General features: G+C 36.8%; 20 protein-coding genes. 7 read left to right on the forward strand and 13 right to left on the reverse strand.

The features are described 5' to 3' along the window. The 7 genes from KO509_RS04195 to KO509_RS04225 all read right to left on the reverse strand — a co-directional run. Nucleotides 1–1163, reverse strand: a 1163-nt coding sequence (locus KO509_RS04195; protein WP_215972043.1) for a hypothetical protein, incomplete at its 3' end; no start/stop codon positions are given. Between the two features lie 17 nt (nt 1164–1180). After that, on the reverse strand, nt 1181–2389 hold the full coding sequence (locus tag KO509_RS04200; RefSeq protein WP_215972044.1) for a capsular biosynthesis protein: 1209 nt from the start codon (nt 2387–2389) through the stop codon (nt 1181–1183). Nucleotides 2390–2794: 405 nt separating this feature from the next. After that, nucleotides 2795–3301 carry a VOC family protein gene (locus tag KO509_RS04205; protein WP_215972045.1) on the reverse strand — a complete coding sequence of 169 codons (507 nt, stop codon included), beginning with the start codon at nt 3299–3301 and terminating at the stop codon, nt 2795–2797. A gap of 262 nt (nt 3302–3563) precedes the next feature. Continuing rightward, nucleotides 3564–5318: a sugar phosphorylase gene (locus tag KO509_RS04210; RefSeq protein ID WP_215972046.1), complete on the reverse strand. Its 1755-nt coding sequence runs from the start codon at nt 5316–5318 to the stop codon at nt 3564–3566. Nucleotides 5319–5327: 9 nt separating this feature from the next. Next, the gene (locus KO509_RS04215; protein ID WP_215972047.1) at nt 5328–6560 is read right to left on the reverse strand and encodes a glycosyl transferase; all 1233 of its coding nucleotides are present in this window, start codon (nt 6558–6560) and stop codon (nt 5328–5330) included. Continuing rightward, nucleotides 6553–7392: an HAD-IIB family hydrolase gene (locus KO509_RS04220; protein WP_252727379.1), complete on the reverse strand. Its 840-nt coding sequence runs from the start codon at nt 7390–7392 to the stop codon at nt 6553–6555. Before KO509_RS04220 ends, KO509_RS04215 begins: the two co-directional genes overlap by 8 nt. Before the next feature lie 8 nt (nt 7393–7400). After that, nucleotides 7401–8276 carry a kinase gene (locus KO509_RS04225; protein WP_215972049.1) on the reverse strand — a complete coding sequence of 292 codons (876 nt, stop codon included), beginning with the start codon at nt 8274–8276 and terminating at the stop codon, nt 7401–7403. A gap of 377 nt (nt 8277–8653) precedes the next feature. On the opposite strand from KO509_RS04225, the gene KO509_RS04230 reads away from it, so the two are divergent. The 3 genes from KO509_RS04230 (at nt 8654) to KO509_RS04240 (ending at nt 12999) form a co-directional block, all read left to right on the forward strand. Beyond that, nucleotides 8654–10018, forward strand: a complete 1365-nt coding sequence (locus KO509_RS04230) for a hypothetical protein (RefSeq protein WP_215972050.1) — start codon at nt 8654–8656, stop codon at nt 10016–10018. Nucleotides 10019–10070: 52 nt separating this feature from the next. Then, the gene (locus KO509_RS04235) at nt 10071–11216 is read left to right on the forward strand and encodes an imelysin family protein (RefSeq protein WP_215972051.1); all 1146 of its coding nucleotides are present in this window, start codon (nt 10071–10073) and stop codon (nt 11214–11216) included. An 85-nt stretch (nt 11217–11301) separates the two neighbouring features. After that, complete coding sequence (locus tag KO509_RS04240) at nt 11302–12999, forward strand: di-heme oxidoredictase family protein (protein WP_252727380.1); 1698 nt, start codon at nt 11302–11304, stop codon at nt 12997–12999. Nucleotides 13000–13056: 57 nt separating this feature from the next. Here the strand turns inward: KO509_RS04240 and KO509_RS04245 are convergent, their stop codons facing one another. Both KO509_RS04245 and KO509_RS04250 read right to left on the reverse strand, forming a co-directional pair. Continuing rightward, nucleotides 13057–14022, reverse strand: coding sequence for an NAD(P)-dependent oxidoreductase (locus tag KO509_RS04245; RefSeq protein ID WP_215972052.1), 966 nt, complete (start codon nt 14020–14022; stop codon nt 13057–13059). 74 nt (nt 14023–14096) lie between these two features. Next, nucleotides 14097–14582, reverse strand: coding sequence for a putative 4-hydroxy-4-methyl-2-oxoglutarate aldolase (locus KO509_RS04250; protein WP_215972053.1), 486 nt, complete (start codon nt 14580–14582; stop codon nt 14097–14099). A gap of 141 nt (nt 14583–14723) precedes the next feature. Here KO509_RS04250 and prmA point away from each other — a divergent pair, with 141 nt between their 5' ends. Then, a complete protein-coding gene (gene prmA, locus KO509_RS04255) occupies nt 14724–15605 on the forward strand; it encodes a 50S ribosomal protein L11 methyltransferase (RefSeq protein WP_215972054.1) in 882 nt (293 codons plus the stop codon). A 147-nt stretch (nt 15606–15752) separates the two neighbouring features. Here prmA and KO509_RS04260 read toward each other — a convergent pair whose 3' ends face one another. From KO509_RS04260 to KO509_RS04275, 4 genes are read right to left on the reverse strand one after another with little or no spacing between them, the layout of a single operon-like run. Further along, nucleotides 15753–17588 carry a GGDEF domain-containing protein gene (locus tag KO509_RS04260; protein ID WP_215972055.1) on the reverse strand — a complete coding sequence of 612 codons (1836 nt, stop codon included), beginning with the start codon at nt 17586–17588 and terminating at the stop codon, nt 15753–15755. Between the two features lie 19 nt (nt 17589–17607). Then, nucleotides 17608–17883, reverse strand: coding sequence for a hypothetical protein (locus tag KO509_RS04265; protein ID WP_215972056.1), 276 nt, complete (start codon nt 17881–17883; stop codon nt 17608–17610). Between the two features lie 42 nt (nt 17884–17925). Beyond that, on the reverse strand, nt 17926–18747 hold the full coding sequence (locus KO509_RS04270) for an SAM-dependent methyltransferase (protein ID WP_215972057.1): 822 nt from the start codon (nt 18745–18747) through the stop codon (nt 17926–17928). A 54-nt stretch (nt 18748–18801) separates the two neighbouring features. Then, the gene (locus KO509_RS04275; RefSeq protein ID WP_215972058.1) at nt 18802–19338 is read right to left on the reverse strand and encodes a GNAT family N-acetyltransferase; all 537 of its coding nucleotides are present in this window, start codon (nt 19336–19338) and stop codon (nt 18802–18804) included. 288 nt (nt 19339–19626) lie between these two features. Between KO509_RS04275 and dusB the strand changes: the two genes are divergently transcribed. The 3 genes from dusB to purH all read left to right on the forward strand — a co-directional run bounded on the left by dusB (nt 19627) and on the right by purH (nt 22712). Next, the gene (gene dusB, locus KO509_RS04280) at nt 19627–20649 is read left to right on the forward strand and encodes a tRNA dihydrouridine synthase DusB (RefSeq protein ID WP_215972059.1); all 1023 of its coding nucleotides are present in this window, start codon (nt 19627–19629) and stop codon (nt 20647–20649) included. 43 nt (nt 20650–20692) lie between these two features. Then, nucleotides 20693–20980, forward strand: coding sequence for a DNA-binding transcriptional regulator Fis (fis, locus tag KO509_RS04285; protein WP_114325692.1), 288 nt, complete (start codon nt 20693–20695; stop codon nt 20978–20980). Between the two features lie 127 nt (nt 20981–21107). Next, nucleotides 21108–22712 carry a bifunctional phosphoribosylaminoimidazolecarboxamide formyltransferase/IMP cyclohydrolase gene (gene purH, locus KO509_RS04290; protein ID WP_215972060.1) on the forward strand — a complete coding sequence of 535 codons (1605 nt, stop codon included), beginning with the start codon at nt 21108–21110 and terminating at the stop codon, nt 22710–22712. Nucleotides 22713–22738 lie beyond the last annotated feature (26 nt).

Raw genomic sequence — 22738 nt, forward strand, 5'->3', positions numbered from 1 at the left:
GGGTCAACAGGGTCAGTTGGAGTAGGTGTAATAACTGTATCTACTTCATCTTCAATTGCTGCAATATCTTCGTCAGTTAATGAACCTTCAGCAGTTTCAATAATAGTAACAACACTATTGATAGCATCATTAATCGCATTTAAGCTTACGCCGTCAACTTCATCAGAAATATCAGAAGCAAGTTCTTCTGCAAAATCACCAGAGCTAAAATCTTCAGCTGAAACTGGTAATGTAACTGTTCCACCTAGCGTATCATTTAGTAGTGCAAATTCTTGTTGAAATAACGAGTCATTTGAAAGCGCTATTATTGCAGCTTCGAAATTGTTAGCGATTTCATCTCTTTCTGTTGAACTACCATTTTCGTCAGTAGCAGAAAGGATTTTACTTGTCATGGCAGCAAGAGCAGCAGAGATATCTGCTCCATCTTCAGCACCGTCTTGCGCTAATTGTAAGATAAGAGCATTAAGCATTGATAATTTTGTATCTTGCAAAGATAACCCTGCTGCATCTTCAGCACTTAAGTCTGAAATAGTTGTAGGGTCAGTAATGTCTTGAGTTAAAAAGTTCTCAGGAGCTATATCTGTTAAACCAAAAACTAAAGCCACTTTTTTAGTTGATAATTTAGCTAGCGCATCAAAACCTGCTTTACCAGAGGCATTTAAATCAGCTAGATCTGTAGATGCTTCCATTATTTGTGCTGTAGCGTTAGTTAACGCATTCACAGGGAATTCTACAGCAGATGTATCAGTATCTTCATCGATAAAAGCAACAGTAGATAGTGCAATGCCTGGTGTGTTAGTGATATCTTCACCAAAACCAACACCATTACCACAATCGCTAGAGTCACAACGCATAATACTGTCTGCATTGGTTGTTACCGTTACTTTAATAGCACCAACGAAGTCTGATGGTATATCAAGTGAATAACTTCCGTTTTCATCAGTTACAGCACTCGCTATTTCATTACCATCTGCATCATATGCTACAACATCTGCACCGATCATAATACCTTTTACAGCGGCACCTGTAGCTGTGAATGTTTCAGCTGTTGGTGGTGTAACTACTGGTGTTTCTGGATCTGAGCTTGATGAGCCACCACATGCACTTAGCGTTAATGCTAGTGACGTTGCTATTGCAAGCTGTGATAATTTAAAATTTAACATGACGTATCCTTTTCGTTTTATTGGTTATTTAAGTTAAAAAATTTATCAGTTACGGCTTGCAAAACAAGTTCCGGTTGTTGATAAAAACTGCCTGGGATTTGGTTTTCTGATTTTAAAAATTGATTGAACTTTTTAAATGTGATTTCACATGGTTTACAACATGTTTTCCAAAAATCATCTAATGGTTTTTGACTTGTTACTCCGTCTAAGTCATACACCGCACGCCCCAATACTTTTGTAGGTGTTGAATGATGTAATGATGATATACCAACGGTACTGTTTATAGTTACTAAGCCTTTGGCTTCTTTAATTAGCGTAGGTAGATGAGCATCATGACAATACAACACTCTACCTGTTAAGTCATAAGCATAGCAAAGTTTTTTAATGTATCTGGCATAATTGTTAAAGCCTCGGTCCATTGGATGATGCTTAAAAACGAGATAATCATCTTTTGATGCTTTTTGAGAAAACGATTTAATAACAACGCTAATGAACTCTTCAACTGAGCCATAAGGTGAATGGTATAAAATTTGGCTATCAACACTTACTTGAAGAGGAACCAAGAAATACTTCTTGGATAGCGTAGTTGTTAGCTGCTTAACAATTTTTCGTTCTTGACCTTTATATTTTAACTTTCTAAAGCCCGCTTTAATCCAATGCAAACACTCTTCCGTGGCGTACCAAGGGCGGTGATGGATATAATGAGGGAAGTTTTTTGTATAAAGTTGCTTGAAAAAATAATATTGAATGGCGTTAATGGACATATCCCAAAAAGGACTACGCAAACGCGTATTGTTATTCGATATCTCTTCTAGGTGTTTCTCTTCAAGTACACTAAAGTCTAAACCTAAAAGTGAAGAATTACCGTTTACACCACCTTCTTCTAAGGTAATAAACGAAGGTCTTAAATAGCCTTCCTCAAACACCCAAAAAATCAAGTTCATCTCTTCTGCAACAGATTTTGCGATGCGATGATAAAATCGACAATCACCAAAAACAACAATATCTGTAATACCGTGTTTTTCGATATAATCACTTAAATATGCTTGCCACTCGGTTGGTTTGCCAGAGTACGCGTGAGAATATCTTTTATCACTAAACCAGGCATCTCCGCCATTGAATGTGATGTGATGGGCACTCGAAGTGGTTTCACTATCTATATATGATGATAGTAGCTTAAAAAAATTGCCCAACGGGCCTTGCAAGAAAAGTATGTTTTTTTGCATATCGATAGCCACTAAGAAACCATAACGCTAATTTGTGAACAATTTGATGTGGTATTAATATGTAGCAACTAGTAGTCCTTTTGTTAGCTGTATTGTTATATTTATTACGAGCACAATCCTCTATGCATTGAAATTAATCCCTGCGGGCTCTATTTAACTTTTATAAGATTGTTGTGCTCTTGTGTTTCTATGTATATTTCTATGTTACTAGATATTAGAGTGTATATTCTAACACCATTTGATTTTCACTATAGCGGAACTGTAGTATGAAAACAAGGTTAAATAAAGTAATAATGTTATTGTTTTTGTAAAAAATATTAGTGTTATATGAAGCCTTCCCTCAATTGTTAATAGTGTGTTAACCCGCTGTTTTTTATTGGTTATTTTTTAGTTGTATTTTCGTTATCATTTTGCTGGAGTGTAGGCAAATTCAATACGATTGCCGCTTGGTTCTCTAATCATCATGTGTATTGTTGGGCCTTTACCATTTAATTCTGGGGCAAACTCAATGATTAAATTTGGTACTTGTTTAAATCTGCGGTGTAACTCAGATAATATTTCTTCGCTTGCCACGGTTAGAGCAAGGTGATGTAAACCAACATTATTCTTTCTGTTAAAGGCAACGGTATTTTCTACATCTTTTGTTTGCCAAAGTGTTATAAAAATTTCACCATCGGTAACAAATATTGATGGATAGTCAGGGTAGCCACCTGCTTTCTTCCAGCCCAAGGTATTAATAAAGAAGTCAGCTGACGCTTGAAGGTTTTTTACTGTTAAGCCTAAATGATTTAAGCCTTTTGTCATTATTTGATTTTGATAAAGGTCTTTGCTGCTATTGTTGTTCGCCTTAACAGCATTTGAGGTAATTAGTAGTATGGTTAGTGTTATTGTTAGTGATAAAATTTTATGCATAGTATGCCTCGGTTGGTAGTTAGGTATTAGCATTAGGTTGTTAACTAGTATTGACCGAGAAATAGAACTTAAGTATTCAATTTAATTACTTATTTTAAGGAATCATTTTAAGGAATGATTTTAAGGAATGATTTTAATGTCAATCATCAGCTGAAATTTGCGGACCTTGGTATAATAATGTGTGTTTTGATGATCTGTTTACTAGGAATATGAAAGAGCAAGTAAAGGCCATAGCATGTATGACCTTGATACTCTTCTTTATTTATTGTGCTTTAATGTTAGCAATCCAAACTGTTTGATAAGGTAGTAAGGTAATAGATTCAGTTAAGTCTGTTACTTCTGTACCAGTAATTAATTCAATCCAACTTTCTGTAACAATTAAATTTAGTTCGCTTAATGGTAAAGATAAAGGCTTATCCGTAATATTGCTGACACAAAAAATACTTTGTTTTCGGTCTTGGCTTTGTCGCCAAAAACCAAACAATGATAAACCTAAGTGTAAAGTAAACTGAGTAGCATTAGGGTGAAACGCTGGTTGTTTGATACGAATGTTGAGTAACGACGTTAACGTTGACAATACTTTTGCATGATGCAAACTTTCATCTTGTAGCGCCTCGGTTAATAAATTTTCATCCCAACGGTGTCTATTAATAGAACGGTTATGATGAGTGTTTGATAATTTTTTATAGTCGTTTTGTGTACCAATAAGGCTATGAATATAAATGCCGGGGATGCCTTCAAGGGCAAACATGATGGCGTGAGCACAAATGAAGCGTTCAAAGTTCCATTGATCCTTCCCATTCACTGTTCCTTGCATGGCATCATAAAGCGAAATGTTCATTTCATACGCTTTTTGTTCTCCGCCGTCTGTGGTTCGCCATGATATTTTTCCGCCAAAACCTTCAACGGTATTAACTAATTGTCCTAGCTCTTCTTCACTTAACAAGCCTTCAGCAGGGCGTAAGCCGATACCATCATGCGAGGCAATAAAGTTAAAGTACATGGTGCCATTTTGAGGTGGCGGCATACTCATTAACCAGCGTTTTAAATATAAGCAACTTCCGGTTAGTAAGGTGTTTAACAATAGTGGTGGTAATGAAAAGTTGTAAATACCATGAGCTTCATTGGCGTTACCAAAATAGGTAAGGTTTTGAGTATTAGGAATATTGGTTTCGGTAATGATAATTGCATCTGATTTGGCAGACTCAATTAAGGTTCTTAATAACCTTACTACTTCATGAGTTTGGGGTAGATTAATGCTTGTTGTTCCTGCAATTTTCCATAAAAAGGCAATAGCATCAAAACGAAATATTTTAACGCCACTATCAAGGTATTGTCTGATAATAGTGGTAAAGGCTTTCAATACTTCCGGGTTACGAAAGTCAAAATCGACTTGATCGTGACTAAAAGTACACCAGACAAACTTTTTACCATTGCTAGTTTCAATTTCTTTTAATAATGGTGAAGTGCGTGGTCTAACAACCTCAGACAAGTCATCGTCTGGTAAGGCTGTGAAAAAGAAATCATTACCAACGCCTTCTCCTTTGACAAAATTATCAAACCAAACACTGCGACTTGAACAATGGTTAATGACTAGGTCAGACATGAAGTTGTAGTCTTTGCTAATGGATTCAATATCATCCCAAGAGCCTAGTGATTCATTAACCGATGAGTAGTCAATAACGGCAAAACCATCATCTGAACTGTATGGAAAGAAAGGTAATATATGTACGCTATTAATCGTGTTTTTAATTTTGCTATCTAAAAAGTTTTTCAACGTTTTTAAGGGAGCTTGCTCTTCACTTATTACGCTGTCACCATAAGTGATCAAGATAACATCTTCTTCAGACCAGTGATTTTTAAAAGGCTCAGCAACCTCTACCGTTGTTGATAACCGCATGATATCGATAAGTGCTTGTGCAATATCGTCACATGAGCTTTCGAGCGGAACGTCTTTATAGATACAAGCTAGCTGCTGAACTAGCTTTTCTTTCAATAGATTAATTTGTGCGGACATACTTCACCTTTACTTCAAGGATTGACTAAATTCTTCATTGTCTAGTTCTACGGCTTCTTTTAACTGCGATAAAATATCAGGTATAGCGCTGACTACTCGGTTCCAAGCCGGGATAAAAGGCGTATCCATAGGTTGTTCTAAGAAAGTATGACCTGCAGTTAATATATTTTCAGCGAACATTTCTACTGCTTTTTCTTCGTTATGAATATCGAGTTGTAGTCCATTCATCATAGCGTCATTGCGATATGTCTCAACATAATCTAATGCAATACGATAATAGGTAGCTTTTAATGTTCTAAACTTTTCAGAGGTGAATGTTTCGCCCTGTGTGGCCAGTTTTCGAATAAATGATTTAGTAATATCAACGGACATTTTTGATAAACCACCTTGATCATTATCTAAAGATAAATCTTGATGCTTATGATCATAGGTTGCCGCAATATCAACTTGGCATATACGATTTGGTGCATAATTACGGTACATTTCAGAAAGTACACCGATTTCTAAGCCCCAATCACTTGGAATACGAATATCACTTAATACATCTCGACGGAAAGAAAATTCACCTGCTAATGGGTATAAAAAGCTGTCCATATATTCAAGATAGTCACAGTGACCAACGGTTTTCTTTAATGCTTTAATTAGCGGTGTTACTAATAAGCGCGAAACGCGACCATTAATTTTGCCACTGGCAACACGTGCATAATAACCTTTAGAAAATTCATAGTTAAACAGTGGGTTGGCAACAGGGTAGAGTAGTCTGTCGAGTAATTCTCTTTCGTAAGTTAAAATATCACAATCATGTAAAGCAATTGATTCAGCTTTGCCTGACGCTAGAATATAGCCCATGCAATACCAAACATTACGACCTTTACCTAATTCTTTCGGTGCTAGCCCAAGCTCTTGTAATTTAGCGTCGATTGCTTGTAATCTAGGTCCGTCATTCCACAATACTTTATGGTGTTGTGGTAGTTCACCAAAAAACGATAGTGCATGTTTATATTGGTCTAAATCAGCACGGTCTAAACCAATAACTATTTCAGATAGATATTCTACACCTTTAAGCTTACTAACAATATCAGGCAACGCTTTACCTTCTAGCTCTGAAAATAATGAAGGTAGAATAAGCCCTAAAGGGCGTTTTTTGGAAAATTCTAATAATTCGGCCGCCATATCTGCGGATTCACGTTGTGCTAAATTATGTAACGTTGTTACTGTTCCGTTTTGATAAAAATCAGCCATGATTTACCTCTGAGTTAATTGAATTTGATAGCAGTTGTTGTATTGCTTCTGCCCAACCTTCGGGCCCATATGATTTTGTTTTCGTTGTTTGGTATTGACGATATAACGTTGGAAATTCATGTACAGGTGAACGAATTTGTACTGCAAAGTCAGCAGCTTCTAACATTGAGTTGTCATTTTCTCCATCACCTAAGGCAATGGTTACAATTGAGCTGTTGTAATGTTCGCGGTATTGCTCTGCCAACCAAATTAACGCTTGGCCTTTATCGCAATAGTCACCTATATGAATGAATCGACCTCCTTGAACAACATTTGCACCTAAATCAAGCATGTGTTCAATAAATTGCTTTTTCGTTGTTTCATCACCTAACCAATGAATTGGTTCACCAAATTGTCTTTGTTTTGCTCTATTTGCATCCGCTAAAGATAAACCGGTAATTTCTGCTAATTCCGCGTCAGTTAATGTTGAAAATCCTTGGTATTGATTCGAAAATTGACCTGATTTTTCAGACAATAATGTCAACCAGTATTCTCGAGGTAGGCAAAATGATTTCACCCAAAAACCTTCTATTGTTCGAGTGTCTTCAGGCTGTTTTGCAAAAGTGCCAATAGGTATGTAAATAGCGGCACCATTTTCAACAATAAATGGCGCATTAAGATTAAGACTTTGGTTAATAATTTCTAATTCAGCTAGCGTTTTACTCGTATTTAACACAACCGGTATCTTTGAATTTTTTAATTGTTCAAGTGTTGTGCTTGCTGGCGTTGATTGATAAGTGTAATGGTCAAGCAAGGTTCCATCTAGATCACTAAATATCACAGTTGGTAACATGTTCATCCCTATTCTATTATGTGCATTTCAGTAATGCTGCGATCAGGACTTAGGTGAAAAATTGTGTCGGCAGAATGAGAGATGCTATTGCAACCCTGTACACTGAGCCTTTGAAAGTATTGTGTGAAATTTAACACTTCTGCTGGGGTCATAATTTTTGAATTAGTTAAGCCTTGATTTCTTGCTTCTAGCTTCTGTTCTTGCTCTAAACGCCATTTATAAACGCAATCGAAAGAAGGAGCTTGTAGCGCTAACCAAAAATCCATATTTTTATATAGAGGTTCATATAATGACTTTAGTTGTTGATTGACATAATTTCGCCAGACACCATCGGCATCGTGTTGTAATTCAAGTTCATTAATGGGTTTTTGTAATTGCTCAGCTGTTTGTGATTTAACGCCCCAGCACCAGCCTTCTATAAGAATGATATCTACTGGTTTTTCAATTGAGTACCAAAGATCTGTTGCAAAAGGTTCGTCAGTTGCTTTATCAAATTTAGGAATAGAGAAACCTGTTTCCTGTGCTTTTAATTGACTAATAACTTTGGTCAGCGCGGCTACATCGTGAGTGCCAGGTACACCTCGAGTAGCTAATAAAGGATGTATATCTCGTGCTAATTCATTGCGTTTTTCACTAGAATAATAAAAGTCATCCAACGACATAACCACAACATTAACTTTATATTGGTCTATTAAATATTCAGCAATATAATCAGTTAAGGTTGACTTTCCACTGCCTTGGCAGCCGTTAATACCAACAAAATAAGGCTGTTTTGCATCGTTAAACTTGCTAAATATTCTATCCGCTAGCGGCTTATAGTATTGCTTTACTGTATCTTTGAATTCTTCTGGTAGTTTATGTTCTTTAAGAAATGTCGAAAGCATAATTTCCCCTTAGTCAAATAGTTACTATCATTATGTATCAACCTTTATGCCACTTTATAAATTTTCTCTATTATTTGTAACTCAATGTAAAACAAGGAATATATTTTTTAGTTGTTAGAGTTCTTGTGATCTTAATTCGGCCAATGCGCATAGAAATAATTTAATTGCCCTGTATTGGTGCAAAAAGTAATGGAGAGTTCGATAGGTTTATATATTTTTATAAAAACTGTATTCATTCTTTATAAATTAAGTTGGTAGGCTTCGACTAGCGATAATATATTATTAGCAATGAGAATGATTTTCACTTGTAATGGTGGTGACGAAGGATTATCATAAATGCAAATAGTATTAGTTCTTATTTGTATTTGGTTGGGTTAATGAAACGTTTATTTGTATCTATCTTAGTTTATGGGGTTTGCTCTTTAAATAATCACAGTGTTGCGGCAACTCAATCAGAGTTGGAGCTAGCGCTAGTAAAGCAACAACAACAGCTTGCGTTAATTGAAAAAAAATTAGCGTCTTTAAAAGCCGACTCGCTTAAAGCGTCTGAAAATAAGCAGTTGAATGAAGGGACAGATCTTGATGTTAAAAAGAATTGGCAAATTAATTCTTATGGCAGTCTCCTTTATAAAAATGAAGACGTTTATCAGAACATTCAGGATACAAACCCAGAGCGAAGAGCGACAACTGATTTAGAGCGCGTGGTGGTAGAGTTTGTTTATGACTTTGATCCTAAGTGGCAAGTTGAGATCGAGCTTGAATATGAACATGGTGGTACAGGTTCAACTTTAGAATATGACGGTTTTGAAGAGTTTGGCGAGTTTGAGACTGAAGTTGAAGCTGGAGGTGAAATTGTTGTGGAAAAAATGCAAGCTCAATATATTGCCAATAAATACTTCACGATGAAGATGGGACATATTTTTGTTCCTGTAGGTCTAGGTACTGATTTACATAAGCCAACACAATATGTTGCTACGCAGCGCTATTGGAGTGAAGCAACCCTTATTCCACAAGTTTGGCATGAAACCGGTGTAAATTTAATAAGTAAATGGAATGACTTTACCGCACAAACCTTAATTACCACTGGCCTTAACTCTGAATTTTTCCGCACGTATAACTGGGTGGCTACTGGACATCAAAGACGTTTTGAAACAGTAAATGCCGATGATTTAGCATTCACACTTCGCCTAGATTACGGCGATATTAAAGCGGGTAAAGGTGTAGGTGTTAGTTTTTATACTGGTGATACTTCAGGTAATAGAAACAATGATACTAAGGTGGATGGCGACGGTAATCTTACTATTTTCGGTCTTCATGGAGCTTACAGTTATAAGAATTGGCTTGTGCGTGGCCAATATTTATTTGGCTCGTTAGATGATAGTGAAGCGATCACTAATGCGAATAAAACAACACCAGGATTAAAGCCGGGAAATTTTTCACAACTAGGTAGCGAAGCTGAATCGGCATTTGTCGAGTTATCGTATAACAGTCAAGATCTGTTCAATGTTAGCAAACCACTCTATTTATATAGCATTTATGAATATGCAAATCCGATCAAAAAGCTTGAACAAGGTATCGCCACAGATCGATTTAACACACAGTCTATCGCTTTAGGTATGAACTATTACCCAATTAAAAATATTGTATTTAAAGCACAGGCGGCACAAACAAAACACGCACAAAACAACTTAGATGATAGCACCAGCTTTAGTTTGTCTATGGGTTACTTCTTTTCTATATAACACAGTCAACACAACAAAATTAACATAACAAAATTTAAATAAGGGACATAACATGATATTTAAGAAATCTTTATTGGCAGCTGCCATCTCTGCATTAGTTTTAACAGCTTGTGGTGGCAGTTCGTCAGACAGTGAACCCCCTGTGGTTGAGGAAACTAGTTTCAGTTTTGAAGCCACTGAAATGATCACTAATTTAACTAATGATGTCATCGTGGCGGGTTATCAAAACCTTAATGATGGTGCGACAGACTTTTTATTAGCAACTCAAAATTTAGTAAATACACCAACAGAAGAGAATTTAGCATTAGCGCAACAAGCTTGGAAAGAAGTTCGAGTACCTTGGGAGCAAGGTGAATCACACATTTTTGGCCCAGTTGACGCACTTTCTATTGATCCTCATTTAGATACTTGGCCGTTAAATACCAGTGACTTAGAGGCGTTATTAGCATCTCAAGCAAGTTTTAGTGCTGATGAACTCAAAACGTTTAATGATGACGTTCAAGGTTTTCATACCATGGAGTTTCTATTGTTTGGTGATGGTGTAGAAGATAATGAGAAAAGCATTGATGAAATGACTACGCTTGAAAGTGAATATTTATCTGCCGCTGCAGAGGTATTTAAAACTTATACACAATCATTGTTAGATGCATGGATAGTTGCGAATGATCCAAACGATGCTAATTCGCCAGCATACAAAGATTTATTATTAACTACGAATAATGATATTTATGCATCTCAGTTGGGTGTAGTAGAAGAATTAATCAACGGTATGATTGGTATTGTTGATGAAGTAGGTAATGGCAAAATAGCGGAACCGTTTGGTAGTAATATCGATAATATTGATACTTCTAAAGTGGAATCACAATATAGCTGGAATTCATTGGCTGATTTTACTGACAATATTCGTGGCGTACAAAATGTGTATCGCGGTGAGTTTTCAGGGCAGGCTGATAAAGCGGGTATTATTGACTTTGTGAATGCGGCTGATGCCGATCTTGCCACAAGAGTCGATACTGAAATAACGGATGCTATTGCGGCGATTGAAGCAATTGCTGGTGATAATGATTTACCTTTTAGACAAGCGATTAATGATGCTGATGCGCGAGTGAGAATTCAAGCTGCGATTGATGCGTTATCAACGTTACAAACTTCTTTTGAAAATGACGTCTTAACTAAGCTACAAGATTGGCAACAATAAGTTAGTTAACTATTTATTGAGTCATTCTCAACAATTATTGCGCAAGGATGCACAATAATCTACACCTGTTCTGGGCATCCTAGCAATGATTAATCTAAGTAAGTTAAAAAAGTTAAGTTATTTAAGTAAATTTAATTATTTATATAAACTAAGTAATTCTGATAGTTCAACGAAACAACGCCAAGTAAAGCTTTGTCATGTAGTGTTAGTCATAACGAGTACAATGATTATCTCTGGCTGTAACTCCAATAGTTCAAATGAGACGAGCAAAGAAACCGAGCAACCACAAGCGGCTTATACTTTTGTAAGTTTATTAGGCGGTGAGGCAACCGCTATTGATGCTAGCGATTCAGGGCATGGCTTTTCAACGCCGATGCCAAATTTAACTGCTGAAGAGTTAGATAAACATTTAACTGGTGACACACACTTTGAAACCGCCTTTACTACCGCACCAAATAATGAGCACCTTGATTTAGACGGGTTGGGGCCAGTATTTAATAACCAAGATTGTAATTCATGTCATCAACGTGATGGTCGACCTTCTACGATTACCTTAGCCGAAGGAGAAAGTCGGGTATTATTGGGATCTAATGCCGGAATTTTCTTACGTATGAGTATTGATGATGGTGAATGTTTGGTGCCATCAGTAGAAAATAACTATTGTAAAAATGTAGGGGTTGATGGTTTTGGTACGCAATTATTCCATCGAGGTGTTCTAAAGGCTCGGGATGATTGGCAAGAGAATCCTTTTATTGGCCAAGCTAATGTATATCTTTCATATGAGTATTCAACGGTAACGTATGCTGATGGTAATACGGTAACGCTTAAAAAGCCGATGTTTACAATTGAAAAACCTTATGATGTAGCACCTGAAAATTCGCTAAATAGCGCTATTTTGCAAGCGAATGTACGTTATAGCCCAAGAAACGGAATGCCTATATTTGGTTTAGGGTTGCTAGAGTTGATTAGTGAGGCTGATATTTTAGCATTAGCCGATGAGAACGATACTAATAATGATGGTATTTCTGGTCGCCCTAATTGGGTTTTTGATCCGGTAAAAGCTAACAATAATGATCCTATTCCCGTGTCATTAGGACGCTTTGGTTGGAAAGCCAGTACACCAAGCGTTCGAGTACAGTCGCTTGCAGCCTTGCGTGGCGATATGGGGATAACGAATCCTTTATTTCCTGAAGAGAGTGTTGTTAATACTCCGTTACACGAGAGCTACCTTGCACGTACTGGGTTTGTTGACATAGGCACTGATGAGCAAGGAAATACCGAAGCTACTCAGCAGTTCTCAGATGAAGTGGTGTTTTATGCTGAAACGTTAGCGGTTCCAGCTAGGCGTAATATTAATGATGAATCAGTGATTGCTGGTGCGCAACTATTTACTCAAGTGAATTGTACTGGGTGTCATCAACCTGACTTTATTACGTCTACAGGTGAACTTTTAGTGGGTGGTTTAGCTGCGCCAGAGCTACTAAAAGGGCAGCATATTTATCCATTTACCGATATGTTATTACATGATTTAGGTGAAGGACTCGCTGATAACCGTCGTGATTTCACTGCGAATGGTCAAGAGTGGAAAACACGCCCTTTGTGGGGAATAGGTTTAACTAAAACAGTGAACCCTGCGGCTGGATTTTTACATGATGGAAGGGCTGCAGATGTTGAAGAAGCTATTCTGTGGCATGGTGGTGAAGCTGAGCAAAGTAAAAATGCTTATATGGCTTTAGCGGAAGCCGAACGTCAATCATTAATCGATTTTGTTATGTCGTTGTAGTGTGTGGTAAAGAAAAGTATTAGGTGAGTTTAGTTCACCTAATACTGGAGGGGTAGATTATTCGCCACTTATGATTACTTGGGTGGCGATCTCGCTATTCGCTAATGCGGCATTCTTAGGTAATACTTCATTGCCGTCTAATAAATAAATAACTTTTTGGCCTTGTGCCGCTAATTCCATAGCATGTTGATAGTTAATTAATATACTTGAGCTGATGCTTTGTAAAAACTTTTCAGCATCGCGTCGTATATATTCAATTAATTCAATATTAACATCTTCATCATAAAAAACAGCATCAGCAAATTGCATCGCTCGATGGGCATTTAGTGTTAAGTTATCTGGGTTGCCGTTTTTTGTATGAATAAAGATAATTTCACCACTCGGTGGCGCGATTTCTTGTTTTATACTGGCAATTAATTGTTGCTCTGCTTTTTGTTGGTCGCCATCGAGTACCGCTTGTCCTATTGGCCCTTTAAGAATGCTTTCCCAAAAGCTGCGCCTATTGCGTAATCCTTTAACGCGTGCTTTGACATGATCACGAAACTTATATGAAAAATCGGCAAGTTTTCCATAGCCTTGAGGAAGTGTTTTTTCAATTTGCTCCCTTAACATGCGTACGAGAATAGGTGAGCTGCCTGAACTTGATAGCGCAATAAGCATTGGACTTCTGTCAATGATAGCCGGCGTAATGTAAGTGCATAATTCAGGTTGGTCGACAACGTTAGTCAGTATATTTAATGGTGTCGCTTCTTGATAAATCGCTTCATTTACCACTGTGTTATCAGTAGCGGCGATGACTAAATTGATATGCGTTAAATGCCCAGCTTGGTAATTATGGGGTAACCAAGTTAATTGATGTAATGTAATCAAACGTTCGATACTACTACATACGCTCTCACTCATTATGGTGATATTAGTGGTCGCTTTTAAGAGCAATTCAAGTTTGCGGGTAGCTACCTCGCCACCCCCTATAATCATAGCGGATAGATTGTTGGCATCGAGGAACACAGGAAAATATTTCATGACATAACTTAGTACAAAGACATTATTAACTTAACTGGCTTAACTTTATCATAAGCCTGTAATGAAAATCTTTACTAGTCTACGGTTAATCGATTTTTACTAATGGCTAAACCATTTAAATCGCCGTAAATAAAGTCGCCAGCCTTAAAGTGTAAATTGGCAAAGGTAATATCAACATTAATGTCGCCAACGCCTAACTTTTCTGTTTTTATTGGGTTACAGCCTAGCGCTTTTACACCAATAGGCAAGGTGGCAATAGTGCCAGCATCGCGAATGCAGCCATTGATCACAATAGCTTGCCAACCATTCTCAACCGCTTTTTCTGCTAACATATCACCTAATAAAGCGTTGGTAGTGCTAGCTTTACCATCAACTACCATGACTTTACCTGTGCCATCGGTGGCAACTAATTCTTTTACTTTTGAATTATCGTTAAAGCAAGATACAGTGACAATTTCACCAGAAAAAATAACCTTACCGCCGTAATCATTAAATATTGGCTCCGCTAGTTGTAATTGTTCAGGGTAAAGATCGAATAAATCAGGGAGTAAATCTAACATTATATTTTACGTATTAAATGAATTTGTTCCTACTCTAGCATCAATGAATGATAAACTATCATTACGAATATGTATGATCAGAATAAACAATGTTCATAAATAACCACAATCAATTTAATTAATTTCATCGGAAAACATAACATGCCTTGGATACAACTTAGATTAAGCGCTAATGAAGAAACTGCAGAAAAGTATAGTGATTGGTTAGTAGCCTGTGGCTCACAAGCAGTGACTTTTATTGACGCTAAAGATACACCTATTTATGAACCCTTACCTGGTGATGAAGTAATCTATTGGTCTAACACTGTTGTTATGGGCTTGTTTGATGCGAGTCATGATATGGACAAAGTGATCAGTTATTTACAAGGTATTCATCCTGATAAAAAGCAGATGAAATACAAGTTAGAACAATTAGAAGATAAAGACTGGGAACGTGAATGGATGGATAACTTCCACCCAATGAAGTTTGGTAAACGCCTATGGGTTTGCCCAAGCTGGCGTGATGTACCAGAGCCTGAAGCGGTCAATGTTATGCTTGACCCCGGCTTAGCTTTTGGCACAGGTACACACCCAACCACAGCGCTTTGCTTAACTTGGCTTGACGGCTTAGATTTGCAAGGTAAAACCGTAGTCGATTTTGGTTGTGGCTCGGGTATATTGTCATTAGCTGCGTTAAAGTTGGGGGCAAAGAAAGTTATTGGTATTGATATTGACCCACAGGCATTACAGGCAAGTCTTGCTAATGCGAAACGTAATAATGTAGATGATAGGTTAACGCTTTTTCTTCCAAAAGATCAGCCTACTTTTAAAGCCGATGTAGTTGTGGCGAATATATTAGCAGGCCCATTGCGTGAGTTAGCGCCTACTATTATGGAATATGTTGGTGATAAAGGTTTATTAGCATTGTCTGGTGTATTAGAAGAGCAGGCACAAACATTACAAGATATATATGGTCAATGGTGTAACATGGAGCCGGTGACTATCCAAGAAGAGTGGGTTCGTTTAAACGGTCAACGTAAGTAGCTTATAATATAGATATTTTTTGCTGCAGTTCAGGTTAGTGATTATAAACTATGTGTTAAAGCACTAACTTGAATTAACCGTTAGTGCTTTATTTATAATGAGTCTGTTATCTTTACTACTATTATAATAAGTTCAAAATACAATGACTTAAAAAGCATTTCGTGACGAATCGAGCGGTATTGTCTCTTGTGCTTTTTTCTTATTTTTTTTCTCTTGTAGCTCTTCTTTGGATTGAAAGATGGTCACTTGATTGCGTCCATCATATTTAGAAGCATAAGCAGCACTATCGGCATCAGCTAAAATGTCATCTAAATCATAACCACTGGTTTTAGTATCGGTTACACCAAAACTTGCGGTAATATTAAAATCAAAACCAGATTCTGTTGTGGTGATGTTGGCAATGGCTTGTCGATAGGTTTCCGCTCGTTGAGACGCTGAGTGTTTATCGCAGCTTGTTAATAATATGCAAAATTCTTCACCGCCTAATCGGGCAAAAATATCGTTTTGGCGACCGATAGCTTTACAGGCATAAATGACATTTTTTAATGCCCAGTCACCGCATGCATGACCATAGTCATCATTAACCTTTTTGAAATAATCTAAATCAAACATAATGATACTTAATTCTTGATTTGCACTTTTGCAATATTCTAATGCTGAGTTCGCTATTTGAGTAAAATGGCCGCGATTATATATACCGGTTAGTGAATCATATTCAGCTAATTGTTTAATACGTTTATGGGCCTGTAATAATCGAGACCCCCACACTAATAGTATTGAGATTACTATAACTAATATAAGTAAAATAAAACGTGTGTTATCTGCGTTAGCTTTGATTAAGGCTTGTTCTGCAATTAATAAATCATTCTGTTGATTTAATAACGCGATTTGATTTTTTTGCTCTAGTTCTTTGTGTACCGCTAGTTGATAAGCTAAGTACTTATTTTTTTCATCTTCTAAGTGAGCTTTATTCGCTTCTGCATATTTTATATAGTGCGCTAATGCGGCTTGATTATCATTGTTTTCTACGGCAACTTTATACAGTATTGAATGGCTTAGTATGAATGACTGCATATTGCCAGGGCCATCGGTTTTTGATAATGCTTTGTGAGCATACTGAGTCGCTTCAACAAGGTTACTTTGTTTAAAATATGCTTGTGATAATAACGCATAAAACCCAGCCATAACCGGGGCATAGTTAGTTTTTTCGACTTCATCAAGCTTAGGGAGCAATAGATCTATCGTTTTTGTGGCTTGATTCTTTTCTAATAATACTCTTGCTAGGTAAGTTCGTATGACATTACTAACGATTTTTTCGTTGATTTTTTCACATGAGTTTATCGCTTCATTTATCTCTTCACTATTCTCGTCGAGTTGCTTTAGCTTTAATTTTGCTTCTAACACTAAATGATTAGCAAAACATAAAGGCCTAGCCTCTTGAGTTTCAGATTGAATTCTTTGGGCGTATGTTAACCCTAATTCGTATTGACCAATTAGATTGTAAAAAATGACAGCGATAATTAAGCCATCTTCTTGTACTTTTTTATCCTCAATTTCTTCTAGCATGTCAAAGTTATTGGATAAATGCGCTAGTCCTTCTGACCAGTTTTGGGCAATAGCATAAATATTCACAATAGAAGAGTTGGCTCTAAACTTTAGCTCTTTACTCGCGTTAGAATTTATAATTTCTTTATAACCCGTAATAGATTCTTCAAACTGACCCGTAAAGGAATGTTGATAGGCTAATAAATAATTTAAATAATGTTTTTGATTGCTAGATAACTGCTTGTTCTTCTCTTTAATTTTGTCAAGGATAATTGTTAGTTGTTTAGGGTTAGTACTGCGAATAGTGTCAGCATCTTTAAGTAGTTCGTCGATAGTTCTTGACTCATCATTAGACGCATTAGCTTTATGATGTGCACCAAAAATTACAATCAATAATAGGTATACAATAGTGATGGGCAGTATCTTTTTATCAGTCATAATCTTTGGTATATTTGCTTTATGTGCTTATAGCTGTTTTATTTTCTTCATTTTCTTCACTATTTTGTTCGTCGTCCTCAACTGCAGCTTCATCATCTTCAGCAGGATACATCGCACAAACAATATTAGCGCGAACTTGCAGTTGGTATTCTAATGAAGATACGTCTTTATCAATAATAGCTTTTGCAATATTGGCACTACACGCTGTAGTCACTAATAAATCTTTAATTGCATCTTCATTTTGTAAGCTTGAGTCATTACCCATCTTTTCTAATATTTCTATCGTTTTTGACATAACTTTCACTCTGTTTTTTTATTATAAGGATAGTGTTTACCTTTATATCACTAGCGTTAATTTGGGTCTATGTTTACTTTTAGCCTCTTTATTATCTATCTGAGCTAGTTTAGTTAATAGATCGTTATTTGGTTGTGGTTTTTCACTTGGAGGAATAACCAGAGTTGTGTGCATAAATAATTCTATGTTAACTAAATCGTGTAACGCAATGGTATCAGCGCGAACGTTATCAATAGGTAATACCTTGGCTTGATACAAAATTACCTGATGATCAGCTGGGTATGTTTCAGTTAGTAAATCGACCAATACTTGTAAGGTCTCTTTACTTGCCGCATATTTGGTTAACGATTTATCACCTGCTAAAGCAACTTGCCATAATATAAGATGAGCTGTAGGGTCAATGTTACGCTTATAAAACATAAATTGGCTTGCTTCATAATTTATACAACCACTTTCTCCGGGATCAATATTTAAGTCAGCATAAAGGCAATCTTCTGCTGATATACCTGCTTCCATATGTGCAGGGTAGTTTTCTTTAGTCGCTTGCTTAATAGCTCTATGACCAACACAAGCAAATACACCAGGGTGCCCGTAAAAAGCACACACTACTTTTTTACCTAGCCTGACTTCCGCTATTATCGCCTCAACCATTTCATTGTAGGTAATATTGCGGTTTTTTCCTTCTTGATAATAACATTGCAAACTACGAACATCATGATGCATTTCATCAATCCAACGTTCGGTGATTCCGGTCGACATTAATGAGAAAACTACATCGGCCTGCTCAATATAGCTTGTAGATATAGGACTAATATGCCCCCCGAGCATCATGCCCGTGCCAACACAAACTAAACTACCTTGCATTCATTTAAACCTTTTATAGTATGGCGGTATATGTTTATACATTTTTAGGAATAGTTATCCTATTATCGTTTTTATGTAATGTCTATGCCATGTGTCTTTATAAACTGAATCGATTCTTTGTTGGGAATCTAACGGTTGTTTGCTTGTATCACAAACAAAGCCGGTTTTTTTAGCTACTCTTGCTGTTGCTAAATTTGCTTTCGCAAAATGGGCGTTAATTTGTTGCAGGTTTAAATGGTTAAATCCATATTCTATTAATGAACCTATTGCTTCTTCGGGAAATAGCATGCCATTGAATTGAGTGGCGAGCATAATACCTATTTCAGTTATATTAGGTGTTTTATTATATAAAGCTTGTAAACCAATAAGGTTATTACTTTTTAAGTCAATAATTACCCATACCATTACCTTTGGCTTTTTTTTCTGCATGACGGTTAACGTATTAGTAAATGCTTCTGTGGCTTCAATGCTAGTTAATGGAGGGCCAATATTTCGCATTATTTTCGCATCACTATAAAGGCTAATGTAAAACGCTTTATCAGTTTCTTCTAATGGACGTATTAATAAACGTTTGGTAGTAAAACTTTTCATTTTTGTTTTCCTGTTTCGATTAGTTATTTATTTTTCTTTACAAATTTACCCTTATTTTTTTAAAAAATAACTAGGTGAATAGGTGATTTTTAACGCAAAACCTGTTAGTGCATTGTACATTGAATTGTACAGAATCTGCTCACTTTAATGGTTTGGCAAAAGTCAATATTAAAAAGGCAAATAAAAGCTAATTTTGTTCAAATTATATGCTTTTCAATTCAATAAAAAACACGTAAACTTAGCGCCCTTTTGTAATGGTGCTTAAAAAATAGTCAGCGTGGTAATGGTTTGAAAATCGGCTCGTATCAATTTGACAGTAATGTTTTTCTTGCGCCTATGGCGGGCATTACGGACCAACCTTTTAGAGAATTGTGTTGTCGGTTAGGTGCAGGTTTGGCAGTGTCAGAAATGATATCGTCGAATCCTAAGGTATGGAATACCGAGAAATCTAAACTAAGAATGGTTCATAGTAAAGAGGCTGGTATTCGTAGCGTACAGATTGCTGGTAGCTGTCCTGATGAATTAGCCTTTGCTGCTCAGATTAATGCTGAAAATGGTGCTCAGATCATTGACATTAATATGGGATGCCCAGCAAAAAAGGTAAACAAAAAATTAGCGGGCTCTGCTTTATTAAGAGAGCCAGCACAGGTCGAACAAATCGTGAAGTCTGTGGTGAATTCGGTAAATATTCCGGTTACGTTAAAAATTCGCACTGGTTGGTGTGAAAACAGTCGTAATGGCATTGAGATAGCTAAAATTGCTGAAGATAATGGTATTGCATCGCTCGCAGTGCATGGTCGAACCCGTAATGACTTTTATAAAGGTAATGCGGAGTACGACACCATAAAAGCAATTAAACAAGCTGTTTCAATTCCCGTTGTAGCTAACGGCGACATAACCTCAGTAGAAAAAGCTGAGCATGTATTAAGCTATACCGGAGCCGATGCAATTATGATCGGTCGAGGTGCCCAAGGGAGACCTTGGATTTTTCGAGAAATTAATCATTTTTTGAAAACTGGAACTCAGATGGCTGCACCTTCAGTAAATGAGGTGAGTTCAATCGTACTTGAACATGTTAAAGAGTTACATCAGTTTTACGGTGACTTTATGGGTGTGAGAATCGCTCGTAAGCACGTGTCTTGGTATATCCATTCATTTGCCTTATTAGGCGATGCATTGGGTGATGATTTTTCTGCAAAATTTGCAGGAGATCAAGGCAAAATTTTTAGATCTACTTTTAATGGTTTATCGTCTACAAGTGAACAGCTTGAAACGTTAAACCTTTGTTTTGATCAACTTGTTCAGCGATGAACAGTGGGTCGTTAATTTTTATTAATAGAAAGAGTTGTACATTATGTTCGAACAAAATATTTCTTCTCCGTTTATCACTGGTGATATTCAAACGCAAACTAAAACGTCTCCTTTACGTACGCAAGCTAAAATAGCGATTAACAATTACTTAAAGCAATTAAACGGTAATGATGTTGACGATATGTACGACCTTGTACTAAGTGAGATTGAAGCACCAATGTTAGAAGAAGTAATGATGTATACACGCGGCAATCAAACAAGAGCTGCAAATTTACTAGGTATCAACCGTGGTACTTTACGTAAAAAATTAAAAAAATACGGAATGAACTAAGCCGATATTTTTATTGAAAGCACCTTCGGGTGCTTTTATTGTTTTTAAACTAATTTAAATTTTCATGTAATTTGACAAGTTAGCAATAAACTAGCAGTAAGTTACAACTAAAAAGGTAAATACATCGATGGATACTCCACGTCCAATTAAACGCGCATTATTAAGTGTTTCAGATAAATCAGGTATTGTTGAATTTGCACGTCGTCTAAATGAGAAAGGTGTTGACCTTCTTTCTACTGGCGGTACGGCAAAATTATTAGCCGAAAACGGCATTCCAGTAACAGAAGTTTCTGATTACACCGGTCACCCTGAAATTATGGATGGTCGTGTTAAAACATTACATCCTAAAGTACATGGCGGTATTTTAGCACGTCGTGGTATCGATGAAGGTGTAATGGCTGAGAACAATATTAATGCTATTGATATGGTTGTTGTTAACTTGTATCCATTTGCCAATGCTGTGAGTGATGAAAATTGTTCATTAGAAAACGCTATTGAAAACATCGATATTGGTGGTCCAACAATGGTACGTGCCGCAGCGAAAAATCATAAAGATGTTACGATTGTTGTTAACGCTAGTGATTATGATCGTGTTTTAGCTGAATTAGACAGCAACAATGATTCATTAACGTATCAAACACGTTTTGATTTAGCAATTGCAGCTTACGAGCACACGGCTAGTTACGACGGTATGATCGCAAACTATTTTGGTAAAATGTTACCAGCATACGGCGATACAGAAGCTACAGCGCCTTTACCTGGTGAAAAAGTTAAATTCCCACGTACTTTTAATAGTCAGTTTATTAAAACACAAGATTTACGTTACGGTGAAAACTCACATCAAGCAGCGGCTTTTTACAAAGAAGCAAACCCAGAAGAAGCCTCTGTGTCTACAGCCACTCAGTTACAAGGTAAAGCATTATCTTATAATAACATTGCTGATACTGATGCCGCATTAGAATGTGTTAAAGAATTTGACGAGCCAGCTTGTGTTATTGTTAAACATGCTAACCCATGTGGTGTTGCTATTGGTGATGATATTTTAGCGGCTTATGAAGGCGCGTACAAAACCGACCCTACCTCAGCATTTGGTGGCATTATTGCGTTTAACCGTGAGTTAGATGCAGATACAGCTGAAGCGATTGTGTCACGTCAATTTGTTGAAGTTATCATTGCTCCAAGCGTTTCAGATGCGGCAGCACAAATTGTTGCAGCTAAACCTAACTTACGTTTATTAGAATGTGGCCAGTGGGATACCAAAACAACAGGGTTTGATTTTAAACGTGTCAATGGTGGCTTGTTAGTGCAAGATACTGATCAAGGTCGTGTATCGCGCGATGATCTTAAAGTAGTGACTAAACGTCAACCGACAGAAAACGAAATGCGTGATTTACAGTTTTGCTGGAAAGTAGCAAAATTTGTGAAGTCTAACGCAATTGTTTATGTTAAAAATAGTGAAACTATCGGTGTTGGTGCCGGCCAAATGAGCCGTGTTTATTCAGCTAAAGTTGCTGGTATTAAAGCTGCTGATGAAAACTTAGAGGTTAAAGGCTCGGTTATGGCGTCAGATGCATTCTTCCCATTCCGCGATGGTTTAGATGCTGCAGCAGAAGCAGGCATTACAGCTGTAATTCAGCCTGGTGGCTCTATGCGTGATGATGAGGTGATTGCCGCAGCAGATGAACACAATATTGCTATGGTGTTTACCGGTATGCGTCACTTCCGTCATTAAGATAGCTATTAATTCCAGAAAATTAA

The organism is Colwellia sp. C2M11, from assembly GCF_018860915.1.
GTDB lineage: Bacteria > Pseudomonadota > Gammaproteobacteria > Enterobacterales > Alteromonadaceae > Colwellia.

Excerpts from the sequence above, each read along its gene's own strand:
- KO509_RS04200 (WP_215972044.1), bottom strand. The coding sequence starts at position 2,389 with ATGCAAAAAAACATACTTTTCTTGCAAGGCCCGTTGGGCAATTTTTTT.
- KO509_RS04205 (WP_215972045.1), bottom strand. The coding sequence starts at position 3,301 with ATGCATAAAATTTTATCACTAACAATAACACTAACCATACTACTAATT.
- KO509_RS04210 (WP_215972046.1), bottom strand. The coding sequence starts at position 5,318 with ATGTCCGCACAAATTAATCTATTGAAAGAAAAGCTAGTTCAGCAGCTA.
- KO509_RS04215 (WP_215972047.1), bottom strand. The coding sequence starts at position 6,560 with ATGGCTGATTTTTATCAAAACGGAACAGTAACAACGTTACATAATTTA.
- KO509_RS04220 (WP_252727379.1), bottom strand. The coding sequence starts at position 7,392 with ATGTTACCAACTGTGATATTTAGTGATCTAGATGGAACCTTGCTTGAC.
- KO509_RS04225 (WP_215972049.1), bottom strand. The coding sequence starts at position 8,276 with ATGCTTTCGACATTTCTTAAAGAACATAAACTACCAGAAGAATTCAAA.
- KO509_RS04230 (WP_215972050.1), top strand. The coding sequence starts at position 8,654 with ATGAAACGTTTATTTGTATCTATCTTAGTTTATGGGGTTTGCTCTTTA.
- KO509_RS04235 (WP_215972051.1), top strand. The coding sequence starts at position 10,071 with ATGATATTTAAGAAATCTTTATTGGCAGCTGCCATCTCTGCATTAGTT.
- KO509_RS04240 (WP_252727380.1), top strand. The coding sequence starts at position 11,302 with ATGATTAATCTAAGTAAGTTAAAAAAGTTAAGTTATTTAAGTAAATTT.
- KO509_RS04245 (WP_215972052.1), bottom strand. The coding sequence starts at position 14,022 with ATGAAATATTTTCCTGTGTTCCTCGATGCCAACAATCTATCCGCTATG.
- KO509_RS04250 (WP_215972053.1), bottom strand. The coding sequence starts at position 14,582 with ATGTTAGATTTACTCCCTGATTTATTCGATCTTTACCCTGAACAATTA.
- prmA (WP_215972054.1), top strand. The coding sequence starts at position 14,724 with ATGCCTTGGATACAACTTAGATTAAGCGCTAATGAAGAAACTGCAGAA.
- KO509_RS04260 (WP_215972055.1), bottom strand. The coding sequence starts at position 17,588 with ATGACTGATAAAAAGATACTGCCCATCACTATTGTATACCTATTATTG.
- KO509_RS04265 (WP_215972056.1), bottom strand. The coding sequence starts at position 17,883 with ATGTCAAAAACGATAGAAATATTAGAAAAGATGGGTAATGACTCAAGC.
- KO509_RS04270 (WP_215972057.1), bottom strand. The coding sequence starts at position 18,747 with ATGCAAGGTAGTTTAGTTTGTGTTGGCACGGGCATGATGCTCGGGGGG.
- KO509_RS04275 (WP_215972058.1), bottom strand. The coding sequence starts at position 19,338 with ATGAAAAGTTTTACTACCAAACGTTTATTAATACGTCCATTAGAAGAA.
- fis (WP_114325692.1), top strand. The coding sequence starts at position 20,693 with ATGTTCGAACAAAATATTTCTTCTCCGTTTATCACTGGTGATATTCAA.
- purH (WP_215972060.1), top strand. The coding sequence starts at position 21,108 with ATGGATACTCCACGTCCAATTAAACGCGCATTATTAAGTGTTTCAGAT.